The 16,728-nt window shown below is 38.1% G+C and carries 19 protein-coding genes; 9 read left to right on the top strand and 10 right to left on the bottom strand.

Annotated elements, in window-relative coordinates; all coding sequences use genetic code 11:
- Positions 1 to 30: 30 nt before the first annotated feature.
- Positions 31 to 1,521: a histidine ammonia-lyase gene (gene hutH, locus BLP81_RS09165; RefSeq protein ID WP_093368166.1), complete on the top strand. Its 1,491-nt coding sequence runs from the start codon at positions 31 to 33 to the stop codon at positions 1,519 to 1,521.
- 44 nt (positions 1,522 to 1,565) lie between these two features.
- Complete coding sequence (locus tag BLP81_RS09170; protein ID WP_176752705.1) at positions 1,566 to 1,988, top strand: hypothetical protein; 423 nt, start codon at positions 1,566 to 1,568, stop codon at positions 1,986 to 1,988.
- 91 nt (positions 1,989 to 2,079) lie between these two features.
- On the opposite strand, the gene BLP81_RS09175 is transcribed toward BLP81_RS09170, so the two are convergent.
- The 5 genes from BLP81_RS09175 to recF all read right to left on the bottom strand — a co-directional run bounded on the left by BLP81_RS09175 (position 2,080) and on the right by recF (position 6,000).
- Positions 2,080 to 2,901, bottom strand: a complete 822-nt coding sequence (locus BLP81_RS09175) for a hypothetical protein (protein WP_093368167.1) — start codon at positions 2,899 to 2,901, stop codon at positions 2,080 to 2,082.
- An 82-nt stretch (positions 2,902 to 2,983) separates the two neighbouring features.
- Positions 2,984 to 4,195 (bottom strand): bifunctional alpha/beta hydrolase/OsmC family protein, encoded by a 1,212-nt coding sequence (locus BLP81_RS09180; protein WP_093368168.1) that lies wholly within the window; start codon positions 4,193 to 4,195, stop codon positions 2,984 to 2,986.
- Between the two features lie 6 nt (positions 4,196 to 4,201).
- Complete coding sequence (locus tag BLP81_RS09185; RefSeq protein ID WP_093368169.1) at positions 4,202 to 4,501, bottom strand: DciA family protein; 300 nt, start codon at positions 4,499 to 4,501, stop codon at positions 4,202 to 4,204.
- Positions 4,491 to 4,916, bottom strand: a complete 426-nt coding sequence (locus BLP81_RS09190) for a hypothetical protein (protein ID WP_093368170.1) — start codon at positions 4,914 to 4,916, stop codon at positions 4,491 to 4,493. The genes BLP81_RS09185 and BLP81_RS09190 overlap by 11 nt, the downstream gene beginning before the upstream one ends.
- On the bottom strand, positions 4,906 to 6,000 hold the full coding sequence (gene recF / locus BLP81_RS09195) for a DNA replication/repair protein RecF (RefSeq protein WP_093368171.1): 1,095 nt from the start codon (positions 5,998 to 6,000) through the stop codon (positions 4,906 to 4,908). The genes BLP81_RS09190 and recF overlap by 11 nt, the downstream gene beginning before the upstream one ends.
- A 144-nt stretch (positions 6,001 to 6,144) precedes the next feature.
- Here recF and BLP81_RS09200 point away from each other — a divergent pair, with 144 nt between their 5' ends.
- The 7 genes from BLP81_RS09200 (at position 6,145) to BLP81_RS09230 (ending at position 12,331) form a co-directional block, all read left to right on the top strand.
- Positions 6,145 to 6,912 (top strand): tetratricopeptide repeat protein, encoded by a 768-nt coding sequence (locus BLP81_RS09200; RefSeq protein ID WP_093368172.1) that lies wholly within the window; start codon positions 6,145 to 6,147, stop codon positions 6,910 to 6,912.
- Position 6,913: 1 nt separating this feature from the next.
- A complete protein-coding gene (gene ribH, locus BLP81_RS09205; RefSeq protein ID WP_093368173.1) occupies positions 6,914 to 7,423 on the top strand; it encodes a 6,7-dimethyl-8-ribityllumazine synthase in 510 nt (169 codons plus the stop codon).
- 87 nt (positions 7,424 to 7,510) lie between these two features.
- Complete coding sequence (locus tag BLP81_RS09210; protein ID WP_093368174.1) at positions 7,511 to 7,804, top strand: hypothetical protein; 294 nt, start codon at positions 7,511 to 7,513, stop codon at positions 7,802 to 7,804.
- Positions 7,805 to 7,807: 3 nt separating this feature from the next.
- On the top strand, positions 7,808 to 9,655 hold the full coding sequence (mutL, locus tag BLP81_RS09215) for a DNA mismatch repair endonuclease MutL (protein ID WP_093368175.1): 1,848 nt from the start codon (positions 7,808 to 7,810) through the stop codon (positions 9,653 to 9,655).
- Positions 9,656 to 10,408 carry a rhomboid family intramembrane serine protease gene (locus BLP81_RS09220; RefSeq protein WP_093368176.1) on the top strand — a complete coding sequence of 251 codons (753 nt, stop codon included), beginning with the start codon at positions 9,656 to 9,658 and terminating at the stop codon, positions 10,406 to 10,408.
- A gap of 1 nt (position 10,409) precedes the next feature.
- A complete protein-coding gene (locus BLP81_RS09225; RefSeq protein ID WP_093368177.1) occupies positions 10,410 to 11,294 on the top strand; it encodes a rhomboid family intramembrane serine protease in 885 nt (294 codons plus the stop codon).
- A gap of 5 nt (positions 11,295 to 11,299) precedes the next feature.
- Entirely contained in the window at positions 11,300 to 12,331 is a 1,032-nt protein-coding gene (locus BLP81_RS09230) for an endonuclease/exonuclease/phosphatase family protein (protein WP_093368178.1), read from the top strand.
- Here BLP81_RS09230 and BLP81_RS09235 read toward each other — a convergent pair.
- Genes BLP81_RS09235 through BLP81_RS09255 form a run of 5 tightly spaced genes read right to left on the bottom strand, consistent with a single transcriptional unit; the run spans position 12,321 to position 16,726 of the window.
- Entirely contained in the window at positions 12,321 to 12,953 is a 633-nt protein-coding gene (locus BLP81_RS09235) for a WbqC family protein (protein ID WP_093368179.1), read from the bottom strand. The genes BLP81_RS09230 and BLP81_RS09235 overlap by 11 nt on opposite strands.
- A 2-nt stretch (positions 12,954 to 12,955) precedes the next feature.
- Entirely contained in the window at positions 12,956 to 14,524 is a 1,569-nt protein-coding gene (gene lepB / locus BLP81_RS09240; RefSeq protein ID WP_093368180.1) for a signal peptidase I, read from the bottom strand.
- A gap of 11 nt (positions 14,525 to 14,535) precedes the next feature.
- On the bottom strand, positions 14,536 to 15,252 hold the full coding sequence (gene dapB / locus BLP81_RS09245; protein ID WP_093368181.1) for a 4-hydroxy-tetrahydrodipicolinate reductase: 717 nt from the start codon (positions 15,250 to 15,252) through the stop codon (positions 14,536 to 14,538).
- Complete coding sequence (locus tag BLP81_RS09250) at positions 15,253 to 15,834, bottom strand: DUF5683 domain-containing protein (protein ID WP_093368182.1); 582 nt, start codon at positions 15,832 to 15,834, stop codon at positions 15,253 to 15,255.
- On the bottom strand, positions 15,824 to 16,726 hold the full coding sequence (locus BLP81_RS09255) for a ParB/RepB/Spo0J family partition protein (protein ID WP_093368183.1): 903 nt from the start codon (positions 16,724 to 16,726) through the stop codon (positions 15,824 to 15,826). The genes BLP81_RS09250 and BLP81_RS09255 overlap by 11 nt, the downstream gene beginning before the upstream one ends.
- Positions 16,727 to 16,728: the final 2 nt, after the last annotated feature.

The raw sequence follows: 16,728 nt of genomic DNA on the forward strand, positions 1-16,728 counted from the left end.
TTAAATCTTATCTTTGAAAAAAGATATTTCATGTCCCATGTTCACTATATAGAATCTGATGTTTTGGGGTTTTCCAGGCTTCAGCAGCTGCTTGAAGATGACTATAAGCTCGCATTAAGCGAAGAGGCCATTGCCAAAATCCATAAAGCCCGAGCCTATCTCAATCTGAAGCAGAAAGAGAGTAAAGAACCAATCTATGGCGTAAATACGGGATTTGGCTCCTTGTGTAATATCAAAATCAACGAGGATAAACTCACCTACTTACAGGAAAATCTGGTGATGTCTCATGCCTGCGGAACAGGAGATCGCGTAGACGAATCGGTTGTAAAATTGATGCTACTGCTCAAAATACAATCCTTAAGTTACGGGTATTCAGGGGTGACCCTGGAGCTGGTAGAACGGCTGATCGATTTTTATAACGCCGGAGTTTTCCCTGTGATTTACGAACAGGGATCCCTGGGGGCCTCTGGAGATCTGGCTCCTTTGGCGCATTTGGCTTTACCGCTTCTCGGCAAAGGAGAAGTCAGTATCGATCATAAAATTGTAAAGGCTGGCCTACTGGAGGAAAAGTTCGGCTGGAAGCCCTTAGTCCTCCAATCCAAAGAGGGCCTGGCTCTGTTGAATGGCACCCAATTTATGGGTGCTCACTTGCTGAGGAATGTTTTGAAAACCAAGGCCCTGATGAAGTGGGCCGATACGATTGCTGCTATATCCCTGGACGCTTTCGACTGTAATCTGGCACCTTTTGATGAGCTGGTGCATAAAGTAAGACCACATAAAGGACAAATAGAGACGGCCAAAACAGTTTTAGATCTGCTTCAGGGAAGTCAGCTGGCATCAACTCAAAAACAAAATGTACAGGATCCTTATTCTTTTAGGTGTGTTCCTCAGGTTCACGGGGCAAGCCGAGATGCGCTTCGTTATGTTGAGCAGACCCTGCTCACTGAAATCAATAGTGTAACCGATAATCCAAATGTGTTTGCCGATGCTGATAAAATCATTTCTGGAGGTAATTTTCACGGTCAGCCTTTAGCGATTTCAGCAGATGTGATGGCTATTGCCGTGAGTGAAATCGGCAATATTTCTGAACGCAGAATATACCAGCTGGTTTCCGGTCTTCGGGGTTTGCCCACCTTTCTGGTCAATTCGCCCGGACTTAACAGCGGTTTTATGATTCCCCAGTATACCGCGGCGAGTATTGTAAGTCAGAATAAGCAACTCTGCACGCCGGCTAGTGTCGATTCTATTGTGTCTTCCAATGGTCAGGAGGACCATGTAAGTATGGGAGCCAACGCGGTGACCAAGCTCTCCAGAGTGGTAGATAATCTGGAACGCATACTGGCGATTGAACTTTTTAATGCCTCTCAGGCGATGTATTTTAGACTTCCTTTGAAAAGTTCAGAAAGCCTTGAAGATGTACTGAAAGCCTTTAGGACTCAGGTGCCCTTTGTGAATGAAGATAAAGTGATGGCCTCAGAAATACAAAAAGCAATAGATTTCATAAGAAATCATAAAATATAGTCAGTCGAGTAAGAATAACCCTAAATTTGCACAAAAAATAAATTATGACTAATAAAATGATTTCGTTTTTAAGCGTATTCGCAATTTTCCTTATAACCTCATGTGCCACTACGGTGGATTTTCCTACTTCGGAAACCGTTCCAGGTGCTGAAATAAGCGCAAAGATTAAAGTAGATGACAACAGCAATTACAGGATTGATCTGACGGCTGTTAACCTGACTTCTCCAGATCGCCTGAACCCTCCAAGAGAAATGTATGTGGTATGGATTGAAACCTCGAGAGGGACAAAAAACCTGGGACAACTGAAAATGTCCAGCGGTCTGTTTTCAAATGTCAGAAAAGGAACCTTAAATACCACCACCCCCTTTAAACCCCAAAGAATTATCATTACTGCGGAAAGTACTTCGGCTAACAATGAACCGAGTTCGTATGTAGTGACGTCTTCCAAAAACTTTGAAATGGATTGATTTCAGTAGATTCGTAAATAAGCATAACAACAAAAAACCATCCGCTTGTAGCGGATGGTTTTTTATTAAAAGAATTTAGAAGTTTCAAAAATTACATGTCGTCTTTAGCTTCTTCCAAAGTGATTACGCGTGTCACGGCATTAAAAGGACCTGGAATAGGTTCTAAATTTTCATCAACTAAAGTAAGCTGAATCTTATTTTTTCCCATGGGCATATTCTCAATAACGTGAGGGACCCATTCTGTAATTAAGTAATCGCTGCCATCGTTAACAGTAACTTTTACTTTATTACCTTCCTGGCTAATCTCTGTTCCTACTAAAAAGAAATCTAAAAGTACCTTTTTAGTATCTTCACCTTTATAAGTGCCTTTTGGTCTACTGTAAAACAGGTGTTCCGCTGTAAAATCAACATCCATTTTTTGATCTTCAGAAGGGTTTCCAGCTACAATTTTCTTAACTACAAAAGAAGTTGGATTTTTGACTGATTCGTGGTAAGATCTGGATAAAAAAGCCAACATAACATGCTCGCCTTCTTCAATTTCTTTACTAAACCCACTTTCATAATGAGCGGAATATGGACCATTGTCCAAAATGAAATGAATATGCTGACCATTTGCAGAATTAGCTAGACCATTTTCGCCGGCATTTTCTGTTTGAACTCCGAGTTCGTAGTTTTCTACGGTAAAATCAAAATCTACAGAGCCTGCAGGAACTTCTATGACATCTCCTCCAGGGTGAGTTAAAGCAGCCTCTGGATATTTTGGAGATTCTTCCTCAAGCGGTGAAATGGTAACGAGTGTATCGGTTACACCAACGGCATCCATTTTTTCATCGCTATCTTTCTTGTTTTCCTGTTTGCATCCTACAAGGATTAACAAACTAAAAGCAAAAGTTAATAAACTTATCTTTTTCATAATTGTTTATTTTAAAAATTTATTGTAAATGTAGCTTAAATACTGACCTTGCTCAAATTTATGAATTAACTTAACATTACTTTTAGTTTATCAGTTCTGAAAAAATTTCCAGATCCGAGATAAAGGTTTTTTGTACAGGACATCTATCACCAACCGCCAGTAAACGCTTCCTTTGTGACTCGTCCAGTTCACCTTTAATTTCTATTTTTTTATAAAAAAAATCTTTTCGTTTGGTTTTGCCGTCTTTATCATTAACTTTCTTTTTCTCATGACTCACGTGTACACGAACTTCTTCCAGTTTCCATTTTTTGTTCCTGGCATAAATGTGAAGCGTCATCGCAGTACACTCTGCAAGTCCGGCAGTTAGAAAATCATAGGGTGCCGGGCCAAAATTATTTCCTCCCTGTTCTTCAGGTTCATCACCTGTAAATTCAAAATCTCCAATCTTAAGATGTGTTGCGAATGTATCTTCATGTTTTAAAACTGCAGCCGACTGACTTTCAGATGACATGGCAGGACTCTCCGGTTTAGAGAGATCCAGGCAGTTGGAGGCCCAATGCCCTATGAGATTTCCAATATAGGAGGCGTCAGCATTTTCATTTAAAAGGTGGTCGGCCTTATCCAGGCTGATAAAACTTTTGGGGTGATGCGCCCATTTGTAAAGATCTTCGGCATTTTTGATATCCACGATTTGATCTTGCGGAGAATGCATAATCAAAAGGGATTTATCCAGATCGTCTATAAATGACTCTGTATCAAGTGAGCTGATATCTTCCAGAAAATGTTTTTTTATGGTGAAATCTCGTCCTCCAATGTTGACGACTGCTTCATCATTTTTAGTGATAGCATCTACGCTTTCTTTGATCAGGTTTTGAACATGCGCAGGCTGAGCAGGGCTGGCTATGGTAGCAACAGCTTTTATATGGCTCAACTTTTTAGCAGCAAACAAAGCTGCGGTTCCGCCAAGGGAGTGACCAATAATCAAACTTGGGGCCTGGTATTCCTGCTCCAGAAATTTTGAAGCTTGGATCAAATCTTCCACATCATGAGAAAAATTGGTGTCTGCAAATTCACCTTCGCTTTGCCCTAATCCAGTAAAATCAAACCTTAAGACGGCTATCCCCAGTTCGGTTAATGCGGAAGAAATCTCTCTTATGACTTTTAGGTTTTTTCCGCATGTAAAACAATGGGCAAAGATGGCAAAGGCTTGAGGATGTTGGTGTTTCGGGAACTGGAGTCGACCCACAAGCTGATCCCCATTCTTATTTTTAAATATCACTTTCTCAAGTCCCATATGTACCTATCTTAAAATTAATTTAGAAATAAGTTCCCGGCCCAGACTCTCGTTCAAAGTTTTTATAATTTTCTCCTTACCATAACTCAATTCTTCTCTCAGGGCAGACGAAGACAAATGCACAGTAAGGGTATTATTTCTGAATTTGATTTCGTTCGTATAATTTTTGATAGCAGGTCCAAGCTGAGTCATCCAGGCATTTTCAACATCAACCTTGTTCAAACCAGGATTTAATCTGTGTTTGTTTTTGAAAATCTCCATCAAATCTTTCATAGATTTTTCCTCGTTTGCTCTCTTATTCTTCATCGAAATCTATGTTTTGGGGTTCATGTCTTTTATAAGTATAAATAAAATTTTGTTCGTTTTTCACTACAAACCTGTCTTCTTCAATGCTTAGTAGAGTTTCAGTCCAGGTATCGTAATCACTTCGATACTCCAAGACCAAGCTGTCTTGATAATCTCTTACAGTGAAGTATTCCCGGTTTTGTGAGGATTTGTAATTTCCCAAAAAACTCGGCTGTACTTTTTTTCTGAATCCTGTGGAATCTTCAACGTGTATATAGTCCACCATTTGATTGATGGTATAGTTTTTTTCTCCATAAGGAGTCTCCGCCTTTTCTATTTCCCAAAAGCCGTTGAGTTTTGAAACCTCTTCAAAATCAGGTTTTGAGTTGCAGGAGAGCATCAGAAATACACTGATGAGTAAATAATTAACTTTCATCTTCTAGATTTATTATTTTATAGTGAGTTGCATTTTTCCTGACGACGTCTTCCGTGCGTTCGGGGTGTGTATCGCTGATACACATCTGACCAAGCTCTGCATCAGTGACCATTTTGACTATTTGGGATACCCGATCTTCATCGAGTTTATCAAAAATATCATCCATGAGCAAAATCGGCTTTACCCCATAATGAGATTTAAGAAAGTCATATTGAGCAAACTTTAAGGCTATTAAATAGGATTTTTGCTGGCCTTGAGAGCCAAATTTTTTGACTGAATGCGACTTAATTTTGAAGATCAGATCATCCTTATGCGTGCCATAATTTGAAAACTGACGTTGTAGGTCTGTTTTTAAACCCGATTTCAAGATGCTTTCAAAGGATTCTTCATCGTTAAACTGACTTCTGTAGGTCAGACTGATATGTTCTCTGGAGTTGCTTATTTCCTGGTATCGCTTTTGAAGAATGGGTTTAAATTCATCGATAAACTCCTGGCGTTTATCAAAAATAACCTTCCCAAGTTCTATAAGCTGGTCATCGTAAACTTCAAGGCTGGTTTCGTCATAGGTTCTGTTAGCTGCGAAATATTTCAATAAGGCGTTGCGCTGAGAAAGTACTTTGTTATATTTCAAAAGCGTGTCCAGATACAATTTATCGCCCTGTGAAATAACGCCATCCATAAATTTTCTTCGGGTTTCGCTTCCTTCCAGAATCAAATCCCGGTCGGTAGGGGAGATGATAACCAATGGAATGGTTCCAATGTGATCGCTTAATTTCTCGTAATCCTTCCCGTTTCTCCTAATCAATTTACGCTGCCCTTTTTTAAAAGAAGTGATTATCTTTTCGGTTTTATCTCCGTTGATGAAATTTCCTTCCAGCATAAAGAATTCCTCACCATGCTTTACATTCTGACTGGTGATGGGATTGAAATAACTTTTACCAAAGGCAAGATGGTAAATGGCATCAAGAATATTTGTCTTTCCAATGCCATTTTTACCAACGAAGCAATTTATTTTAGAATCGAACTCCAAAGTGAGCTGTTCAAAATTTTTATAATTGATAAGGCTAAGCTTTTTTAATATCATAGGTTTACTTCAACATTAATTTGCAGTAAATACTGGGTTTTCACTTCTTATTTCAAGAAAAGTTGAAATGTAAAAATATCAAATAAATAGTGTATTCTATATGGAATAAAATTATATTTTTGCTCACTAGAACAAAATACAATTATGGCATCATACAAGAAAAGAGGTTACAAACCGAATAACAAAGCTGAACGCGAAGAGAAGATTGAAAATGAATCTACAACAGCTGAAGTGTTTAAAACATTAGATGAAGGCGCAAGTTCTACTGAAAAGTTTTTAGCAAAATATCAAAAGCCTATTTTTGGAGTCATTATTGTGATTGCTGCTGTCATTCTCGGCTTTCTGGGATATCAAAAGTTTATCCAGGAGCCCAATGAGGAAGAAGCTGCAAATGAGATGAATCAAGCCCAGCAATTTTTTGACTCTGCCCTGGAAGCAACCGGAGCAAAACAGGATTCTCTTTTCAGCAGAGCTTTACAGGGTGGTAATGGAAAATTTGGTTTTGAAGATATTTCATCTAATTATAGCGGAACGAAAGCCGGAGAATTAGCCAATTATTATGCTGGCATAGCCCATTTGAATGTGGGGAATTACCAAGAAGCTATTGATTTTCTTGATAAATTCAATTTAGAAGACGAAATTTTAACGCCTTTGGCCAAAGGGGCTATAGGAGATGCTTTCTTGCAATTGGATCAGCCTGAAGAAGCTCTGGACTATTTTGAACAAGCTGCCAAGTTAAGAACAAACGAGTTTACCACTCCTAAGTTTTTAATGAAAGCTGCAGTTACTGCGATTAGTCTTAAAGAGGGAGAAACTGCAGAAAAGTACCTGAACAGAATTAAAGATGAATTTCCAAATTCTGAAGAAGCTAAAACAGTAGAAGTCTATTTAGGACAAGCAGAAGTGCTTTAATATGGCAACCTCTCAAAAAAATCTTTCGGTTTACGATAAGGAAAATCTTCCAGAGGCTAAGGATATGAAAATAGGTTTTGTGGTGTCGGAGTGGAATCCGGACATTACGGAAAATCTTTTTCAAGGAGGTTTCGATGCTTTAATGGATGTGGGAGTCTTTAAAGAAAATATCGTAAGATGGAATGTTCCTGGAAGTTTTGAACTTCCCTATGCGTGCAAGAAAATGCAGGAGAGCTTTGAAATGCTAGATGCCATCGTAGCTGTGGGAAATGTTATTCAGGGAGAAACCAAACATTTCGACTTTGTTTGTCAGGGGTTAACACAGGGAATAATGGAACTTAACCTGAAAGGAGATATTCCCGTTATCTTTTGTGTCTTAACCGATAATACCAAAGCTCAATCTGAAGCGCGTTCCGGCGGTATCCACGGCAATAAAGGAACAGAGGCTGCTATAGCTGCCATCAAAATGGCACAACTTCGTAAAGATGCTAAATTTTATAAGGCTAACTAAATTTGATTTAAATTCTCTTTCTTAAATAAGGCTTTAAGCCTAAAGAATTGATGAAATTTCTTTAATTTTGAAAATTCATCAAAAACTATGTTTAAACTTAAATCATTAAAGTTAAGGAAGAATTCCAGATACAATTATACTCCTCGCTATTATAAGGGTAAGGATACAGGAAATCCATATAACTTCGATTCAAAATTTGCTAAATACAAAGACACGCCTAATTCTGTTGATTTTGGTTCTCACTGGGCAGAAGCCAGAGAAAATTCCAGAACTAGATCGAACCGAGGGGTCAACAGGACCATTATTATTATCGCTCTTATTTTAACTTTTATCTTTTTATGGATCATTGATTTTGATCTGTCAATTTTTTCGTCAAAATAGTCAATGAATAGTATTATTCACTTATTACCAGATCATGTTGCGAATCAGATAGCTGCTGGAGAGGTCGTTCAACGTCCCGCTTCTGTAGTAAAAGAACTTTTGGAAAACGCGGTAGATGCCAATGCGTCTTCCATTACCCTGCTGGTCAAAGAAGGGGGTAAGACCTTAATTCAAGTAATAGATAATGGTACAGGCATGGGGGATACCGACGCCAGACTGTCTTTTGAACGTCATGCGACGTCAAAAATCAATTCGGCTGAAGATTTGTTTAGACTGCATACCAAAGGATTTAGAGGAGAAGCTTTGGCCTCTATCGCAGCGGTGTCCCATGTAGAAATGAAAACCAAAACCGATGACGAAGATCTTGGTTCTCATTTGATTATTGAGGGGAGTTCGGTTGTTCAGCAAGAGCCTTGCGTGACTCCAGCAGGAACCTCTATAGCCGTTAAAAATTTATTTTTCAATATTCCTGCGCGTCGTAATTTTTTAAAGTCGACAACAGTTGAGCAAAAGCACGTCATCGACGAATTTCAAAGAGTAGCTTTGGTCCATCCTTCTGTAGCCTTCAAATTGATTCACAATGGAAGTGAACTTTTTAATCTTCCTGTTGCGAATCACAGGCAGCGGATAGTTGGTGTGATGGGGGCTAAAACCAACGAAAAATTGGTTCCTGTTAAAGAAGAAACGGACCTGATCAAGCTAACTGGATTTGTAGGTAAGCCAGAGTTTGCTAAAAAGTCCCGAGGAGAACAATTTTTCTTTGTAAACGATAGATTTATCAAGCATCCTTATTTACATCACGCTGTTTGTAGTGCTTTTGAAGGTTTGCTTAAAGATAAGGCCTATCCCTCTTATTTCTTGTATTTGCAGGTTAATACCCAGTCCATAGATATCAATATTCATCCTACCAAAACGGAGGTGAAATTCGATAATGAACACGCCATTTATTCTATTTTAAGGAGCAGTGTAAAGCACAGTCTTGGTCAATTTAATGTGGCGCCGGTTCTTGACTTCAATAAAGACTCGAGTATGGATACAGATTATGGTCAGAATAAAACCACTGCAAAAATTCCATCTATCGAGGTGGACAGAAATTTCAATCCTTTCGAATCCGAAACGAAGTTGGGTAATAAGGCATTCCATATAGATTCCTTCAAGACAAAATCGACAGCCAGCTGGGAATCTCTTTATACCGAAACCGGAGAGGATCAGGATGACTTGATGGACATCGAAGTGGAGAGTGAACAAATTTCTCCTTCGCTTTTTCAGGCCCAGTCACCCACTTATCAATCATCAGGAACCTTTCAGCTTCAGCGTAAATATATAATTACCTCTACAAAATCTGAAATGCTCATTATAGATCAGCACAGAGCTCATTTCAGAATTTTATATGAAGAATTATTGAAAAATATCACTGCTCAGCCAGCTTTGAGTCAGCAGTTATTATTTCCACTTAAATTACAGTTAGATGCTAATGAAATCAGAGTGTTCAAGGTTCTGAAAGAGTCTTTGATCAATGCTGGTTTTTCAATTTCGGAGCTTGGAAAAGATTTTGTTAAAATAAATGGAATTCCGAACCGTTTACCTGAAAGTGAAACCTCAATTTTGTTAGATCAACTTCTGTCGGATTTTGAGAATGACATTCCAGATTCTGGATTTGACCAAACTGACAGGCTTGCAAAATCACTGGCTCAAAGTATGGCTATAAAAAATGGTAGTGTTCTCCAAAAGGAAGAGCAAACAGAACTTGTAAATCTGTTATTTTCTTGTAAAGAACCCATGTTAACTCCGCTGAATCGTTTAGTTTTCATAAAACAATCTGCTGCAGACTTCGATAAAAAATTTATGTAAATGGGAAGAATCACCGAAACGGTAAAAGTTTTATTAATAGCTAATATTTTATTCTTTTTTGGGGCTGAATATTTAGGAGATTATGCCTATAAAATTTTCGCCTTGTGGTTTCCGGAAAATCCGAATTTCGAATTTTGGCAAATCTTAACCCACATGTTTATGCATGGCAGCTTTTCGCATATTCTTTTTAATATGTTTGCCTTATACATGTTTGGAAGTTTGCTGGAGCAATATCTCGGCCAGAACAAGTTTCTTTTTATCTATTTTTCAGCAGGACTTGGAGCAGCAGGTTTACAAATTCTGTTTAGTTATATAGCTTTCAACGATGCTTATCAAGTCTATCTTGACGCTGGTGTAAGTCCAAATGAGATTTCAAATCTGTTTGAGAGTGTGATGTCTACAGGAGAATACAGAGTATATTCATCCATTCCCAAGGATGTAAGCACACAATTATTACGCAATTATGTAACCCCTATGGTGGGTGCTTCCGGAGCAATATTTGGAATTTTAGCAGCCTTTGCAGTGGTTTACCCCAACCTTCCTTTGTACATTATATTTGTTCCTATACCTATCAAAGCAAAATATTTAATTGGAGGTTATTTCCTGTTGAACCTGTTTTCTGCCATAACTGGAGTAACTTTGCTGGGACCGTCCAATACAGCTTACTGGGCTCATATCGGTGGTGCCGTAATCGGGTTTATCACCATGTATTACTGGAAGAAAAACTCATTTGATACTAATAGATGGAATTGATATGGACTGGAAGCAAAAAATAACCTATAAATACAACACGGCCGATACTTTAGAAAAATTGATCGGCATTAATGTTGCTTTGTTTATCCTGACATTTGTTTTTAGGACGCTGGGTTTTTTATTTAAAATTCCAACTGATTTTTTTGTGGAGTGGTTAGTGTTTCCAAAAGGCTTATTAGAATTCGCCTATAAACCCTGGACGATTATCACCTATGCGTTTATGCATTCCGGTATATTTCATATTCTGTCCAATATGTTAATTCTGTATTTCTCCGGAAAATTCTTTCTGACTTTCTTTTCAGGCAAACGCATGCTCAATCTTTACTTTTTAGGGGCTATCAGTGGAGCTTTAATCTACGCGCTAAGTTATAATTTGTTGCCGGCTTTTAGTGAAACTGGGCGATCCTATTTAATTGGGGCTTCAGCTTCAGTTATGGCTATTTTAGTAGCTATCGCAACCCAATCGCCAAATTTGGAAGTCAGGTTATTCTTTTTAGGCAACCTGAAACTTTGGTGGATTGCTGCTTTTTTAGTGGTTTTGGATGTTGTTCAAATCCCTATTTCCAATCCAGGTGGACACCTTGCACATTTAGGAGGTTCTGCAATCGGGTATTTATATATAACACAACTCAATAAAGGAAATGATATAGGGGCGTGGTTACAGTCGATTACAGATTGGTTTGCAGATTATTTTAAGCCAAAAACCAAAAAAGGCAACATGAAAACTGTGCATAAAACTTCTCGGAAAAAACAATCAAAAACTACTAGCAGAACAGACAATCAGAAAAAAATTGATCTCATCTTAGATAAGATTAGCAAGAGTGGATATGATAGCCTCTCCAAAGAAGAGAAAGATTTTCTTTTTAAAGCAGGAAAAGACATGTAATTGTCATGAAATCGAAACTCAATTTTTTTCAAAAAGTAATTTTTGCGTTCAATATTTTCTTTGCAGCTTGTTTGCTGATAGCATACATATTGCCGTTTGTTCCTCCAAAATTTTCTGCTTTTCTTTCCATTTTGAATTTAGGCTTACCCGTATTCATGCTTATTAATCTCGGCTTTGCCTTATACTGGATCTTAAGGCTAAAGCTGCATTTTATAGTCTCTATGCTATTGGTTTTGGGGGGGTATTCTTATGTAAACAAGATTTTTATATTCAAAGATAAGTCTAAAGAACAGGTGAAAAGCAGCTTGAAAGTTATGAGCTATAATGTGCGTTTGTTCAATGAATACGATTGGATCGATATAGATAATGTAGGTCAGAAAATTTCAGATTTTATCGCTGAAGAATCACCGGATGTTGTGGCTTTTCAAGATTATAAACGAACTGATGGTTTAGATATGAATGCTTTTCCCTATTCTTTTGAAAAATTTAAAACCAAATCTTCCAAAATAGGAATTGCCATCTACAGCAAATACAGAATATTGAATAAAGGATCTATAGACTTCCCCAATACGCATAACAATGCTATTTATGCAGATATTTTGATTCATAATGATACTCTTAGGATCTACGCAGCGCATTTAGAATCCCTGAAAGTAATTCCCGATGTAAAGCAACTGCAGAAAGAAAATCACCAAAAACTGATAAGCAGAGTGGGCAAATCCTTTATGAAACAACAAGAACAAGCCAGGATGCTTGCAGAAAATTTTGAAGATACAGACTTGCCTAAAATCGTTTGTATAGATATGAATAACACCCCCTTTTCCTACGTAGCGAATCAGCTTCTATCTCATAATTTAGAGGATGCTTTTATCGAGTCCGGTCAAGGACTTGGAAAAACATTCGATTTTGATTTTTTACCGCTTCGAATAGATGCTATTCTGAATGAGAAGAGTATTGAAAACATCGATTTTAAAAATTACGATATCAGGCTTTCAGATCACTATCCCATCATGGCCAGTTTCAAACTCAGCGACTAAGTTTTTGAGATTCAAGATAATCTAAAGCAGAAGGTCCTTTATTGAACAACAAATCCAGAATGCTAAGATTAGAGATGTAACCGTATTTTGGCTGAAATACTTGAATGAATTCTTCGAGGTCTGCTTTTTGTTTTCGTTTTGAATTTACAAGATTTCGTTGATTCTCATAAGTTTCAGCTGACATTTCAAAGGCTTCAGTAAACTTAAAATGGAAATCAAGATTGAGACAGTCAAAGACCGTCTGCATGCATTTCAGATTGAAATCCATCAAGAAGGTTGCTTTTTTTTCGAATAAATCTACAAATTCATCTTCATAAAACTCAAAGTAAGGCGAGCTTCTATAAGCTGCTTCTATGGACTTCCAATGTAAACGTTGCCACTTGAAAGCATTTTCAATTTGAATATCTTTATATTTCTGGTGTTCGTCCGTTTTATTTTCTCGATGCTTTATGGGAACATTTAGCAAAAGTTTTCCGTTAGCTCCATAGATGTACTGACGTGTTCTATAGGTTTGTTTCTGGTAATTATCATGTTTTTCCATTGCAAACTCATCGGATTGAGCGATGTGTGCATACAGGTCTATGGGTCCGAAATAGCAGGGATGAATAAGAACAGGTTTCAAAATTATTTCTTCTTTTTTATAAAGTAATTATAACCGATAATAAGAACTAAAGCAATTAAAAAATACACTAAATAAGAGGTGGGTTTTCCTTCACCACCTACTGTAGTGAATAATCTTTCCCATCTTACTTTATCCACCAGATTAGCTGCATTAGGGTCTAAACTCATCCATATAAACACAGGTTTGCCAACCACATGATTCTGGGGAACATAGCCCCAAAAGCGGCTATCTTCACTATTGTGTCGATTATCACCCATCATCCAGTAATAGTCTTGCTTAAAGGTGTATTCGTTTAAGGGCTCACCGTTTAGGTAAACCTGAGAACCCTTTAATTCCAGATGCTTCTCAATACCCATTTCTGATCCTTCATAAACCTCAATAATTCTGCGGTAAAGTGAAAAGCTCTCCTGGTCCAAGTCTACAGTTTGTCCGGCCTTAGGTATGTAGATGGGTCCAAAGTTATCTCGATTCCAATCTGCTTTTCCATTGTTTGGGAAAATGGCAGGATCCCTTTTGCCTTCCGGGGAAATAATACGCTGAACCGATTTAACGTTGGGATGATTTTTAAATTTCTCTAAATTTTCTTCAGTAATCGCATTGACTTGATAAAGATCGCGGTCCCTGTCCACCCATTGTAAGCCGTCTGTAATACCATAGATTTCAACCAGGCTACGCATATTAAAACCCTGACCTTTTCCCTGAACTAAATAGGAAAATTGAGGTTTAGCACGGTCTGGAAGTTGAAGAGGTGCCTTATTGACATAAATCTTTCCATCGATTATTTCCAATGAATCTCCGGCAACACCCACGGCACGTTTGACGTAATTCGATTTTTTATCGATCGGTTTGTCGTAATGTTTGCCAGACTGGTCTCTAAACATCCGAACCGTATCTACAGGCCAGTTGAAAACCACGATATCGTTTCGTTGCACATTTTCAAATCCAGGCAACCTCATATAGGGCAACTGTGGGGATTTCAGGTATGATTTCACGCCAGCGAGCGGTATGGTATCGTGAACCATCGGAAATGAAACTGCCGTTTGCGGAACTCTGGCTCCGTAGTGAAATTTGCTGACAAACAGAAAATCACCAACAAGTAATGTTTTTTCCAGGGATGATGTTGGAATGGTGAAAGGCTGCATGATGTAGGTATGAACTATAGTTGCTGCAACCACTGCAAACAAAATGGAGCTTACAAAATCTCCGGTTTTTGATTTGGCTTTCAGACTTCTATCCTCAATGTATTCGTGCTTTGTGAAATAATTGATATAGTAAGTATAAAGCCCTAAACTAAAGAGTTGTAGAAGGGTGTCTTTTGTGGAGTTTTTTCCAAAACTTCTGGCCGTCTCTACCCAAATCACAGGAAACATGATCAGATTGACGATAGGAATAAAAATCAAAAACACCCACCACCAGGGCCTGTTGATGATTTTAAACAGGACGATGGCATTATAAACAGGAATGGCAGCTTCCCACCATTTTCTTCCAGCACTCTGGTACAGTTTCCAGGTTCCAAAAAAATGAAGAACTTGAATAAATAAGATGAAAAGTAATATATCCGTAAATGACATGAACCTGTGAATTAAGTTGTAGAATTGAGTTGAAGTACATCCTTCATTGAATAAACGCCTTTGTCTTGCTTGAGGATCCATTCTGCTGCAATAACCGCACCGTGAGCAAAGCCTTTTCTAGATTTAGCATTATGTGAAATCGAAATGGTATCGATGCCTGAGTCGTAAATGACATCATGAAAGCCAAAAACACCTTCCTCTCGTTCAGCTTCAATACCAATTGAAAATTTATCGTTTTGAGGGGGATGATTCCAGGTTTGATAGTTGGACTCATTTATAATCTGATCTGCTAAGCTGATGGCCGTGCCACTTGGAGCATCTTTCTTTTCTAAATGATGAATTTCTTTCAGTTTGACTTTATATTCTTTGAGACCAGACATCATTTTGGCTAAATGAGAATTCAATTCAAAAAAAACATTTACGCCTATACTAAAGTTGGAAGCATACAGAAACCGGCCTGATTCTGATTTACAGACTTCAACTGCCTCTTCATACTGGTTGAGCCAGCCTGTTGTTCCTGACACGATAGAGACCTTATGCTCAAGACAGCTGGTGACATTTGTAAAAGCAGCTTCAGGAATACTGAAGTCTATAGCCACATCGGCTTTTTTCAACTGATCTATATCCAATTCGTCTGAAGTGATGTAGACAATCTCATGATTTCTGGAGCTAGCGATTTCTTCAACGGTTTTACCCATTTTGCCGTAGCCAAGTATAGCGAGTTTCATTTAATTAAATTTAAAATTTAAAGTTAAGCCATAGTCTATATTTCCACTCAAAAAATTGGGTTCAAAATTTGGACTTAGGGAAAGATCTCTGGAGACATCAAATTGACGAAGGTGAGCATCAACGTTTGCATCTACTATGTTCAGTAAATAAAAAGCTACAGTAGCTAAAATGGCAAATTCCTTATTTTGTCGAAACTGCTTTTGAGCGTTGATTAAACCATCGTTTTCTAAAATACCCTGAAATTCATCATCATCAAAACCGGCAAGTCTTCTCTTGAAAGCATCCCGATACCGGTCATACTGATTGTCGTTGAAGATAACCAAATACATACTGGTTCCAATGCCCGCATAGACCAAGGGAATCTTCCAATAGCTTCCGTTGTAGGCCTGGCCCAGGCCTGGTAATATAGCTGAATAAAAGGCTGATCTAGCAGGAGCTAAAGGATCGTAAAGATCTAGTTTAAAAGCATCTTCAGTGGAAATCATGCTGCTTTTTATATTTAAAGTATCCAGTTCTTGACCTGAAGCCAAACCTAAACCTGCAAAAATAAAAACAAGCGAAAATAAAAGATTACGAGTCACCTTGGATTAATTTTTTTATTCTTTGAAAATCTTCATCAGAAGAAAAAGGAACAATCAATTTTCCATTGCCTTTTTTGTTGATTTTCAATTCTACCTTAGCACCGAAATAAGAAGAAATCTGTTTTAGTGCTTTTTGCTTCTTTTCATCAACTTTAGGCTGTGGTTTAGTTTTAGATGGTTTAGAATCATCCTGAATTTTTCTCACTAAAGCTTCCGTTTCTCTTACGGAAAGTTTATTCTTTAGAATTTGTTCGTAGACCTCAAGCTGAACATCGGTATTGCTGATGTTGATGAGTGCGCGACCATGACCCATGCTCAAAAATCCATCTCTCATCCCTGTTTGAATGATAGGATCCAATTTTAGGAGTCTGAGGTAGTTGGCAATCGTAGATCTGTTTTTGCCTACTCTATCGCTTAATTCTTCTTGAGTCAGGTCGATCTCATCTATAAGTCTTTGATAGGACAGAGCCACTTCGATGGGGTCTAGATCCTGCCGTTGAATATTTTCAACCAAAGCCATTTCCAAAGATTCCTGATCGTTGGCGATTCTTATATAAGATGGAATCGTTTCTAAACCAAGCATTTTGGAGGCCCTGTAACGACGTTCTCCAGAAACCAGTTGGTATTTATTGAAATCTAACTTTCTGACTGTGATAGGTTGTATCACGCCAAGTTCTCTGATAGAGGAAGCTAATTCTTTGAGCGCCTCTTCGCTGAAACTGGTTCTGGGCTGAAAAGGATTTACTTCAATAGCTTCAAGACTTAACTCCACAATATTGCCTACGACTTTATCGGCATTTTTATCTTCTGCAGATTTGATGTCGTTTTCAGGATCATTGAGCAAGGCAGAAAGTCCTCTTCCTAAAGCTTTTTTCTTTGTCGTTTTAGCCATGA

This window comes from Psychroflexus sediminis (genome assembly GCF_900099815.1).
Lineage (GTDB): Bacteria > Bacteroidota > Bacteroidia > Flavobacteriales > Flavobacteriaceae > Psychroflexus > Psychroflexus sediminis.

Coding starts and splice junctions, on each gene's coding strand:
- hutH (WP_093368166.1), top strand. CDS start 31: ATGTCCCATGTTCACTATATAGAATCTGATGTTTTGGGGTTTTCCAGG.
- dapB (WP_093368181.1), bottom strand. CDS start 15,252: ATGAAACTCGCTATACTTGGCTACGGCAAAATGGGTAAAACCGTTGAA.
- BLP81_RS09210 (WP_093368174.1), top strand. CDS start 7,511: ATGTTTAAACTTAAATCATTAAAGTTAAGGAAGAATTCCAGATACAAT.
- BLP81_RS09255 (WP_093368183.1), bottom strand. CDS start 16,726: ATGGCTAAAACGACAAAGAAAAAAGCTTTAGGAAGAGGACTTTCTGCC.
- BLP81_RS09220 (WP_093368176.1), top strand. CDS start 9,656: ATGGGAAGAATCACCGAAACGGTAAAAGTTTTATTAATAGCTAATATT.
- BLP81_RS09175 (WP_093368167.1), bottom strand. CDS start 2,901: ATGAAAAAGATAAGTTTATTAACTTTTGCTTTTAGTTTGTTAATCCTT.
- BLP81_RS09170 (WP_176752705.1), top strand. CDS start 1,566: ATGACTAATAAAATGATTTCGTTTTTAAGCGTATTCGCAATTTTCCTT.
- BLP81_RS09200 (WP_093368172.1), top strand. CDS start 6,145: ATGGCATCATACAAGAAAAGAGGTTACAAACCGAATAACAAAGCTGAA.
- recF (WP_093368171.1), bottom strand. CDS start 6,000: ATGATATTAAAAAAGCTTAGCCTTATCAATTATAAAAATTTTGAACAG.
- BLP81_RS09230 (WP_093368178.1), top strand. CDS start 11,300: ATGAAATCGAAACTCAATTTTTTTCAAAAAGTAATTTTTGCGTTCAAT.
- BLP81_RS09180 (WP_093368168.1), bottom strand. CDS start 4,195: ATGGGACTTGAGAAAGTGATATTTAAAAATAAGAATGGGGATCAGCTT.
- ribH (WP_093368173.1), top strand. CDS start 6,914: ATGGCAACCTCTCAAAAAAATCTTTCGGTTTACGATAAGGAAAATCTT.
- BLP81_RS09190 (WP_093368170.1), bottom strand. CDS start 4,916: ATGAAAGTTAATTATTTACTCATCAGTGTATTTCTGATGCTCTCCTGC.
- mutL (WP_093368175.1), top strand. CDS start 7,808: ATGAATAGTATTATTCACTTATTACCAGATCATGTTGCGAATCAGATA.
- lepB (WP_093368180.1), bottom strand. CDS start 14,524: ATGTCATTTACGGATATATTACTTTTCATCTTATTTATTCAAGTTCTT.
- BLP81_RS09185 (WP_093368169.1), bottom strand. CDS start 4,501: ATGAAGAATAAGAGAGCAAACGAGGAAAAATCTATGAAAGATTTGATG.
- BLP81_RS09225 (WP_093368177.1), top strand. CDS start 10,410: ATGGACTGGAAGCAAAAAATAACCTATAAATACAACACGGCCGATACT.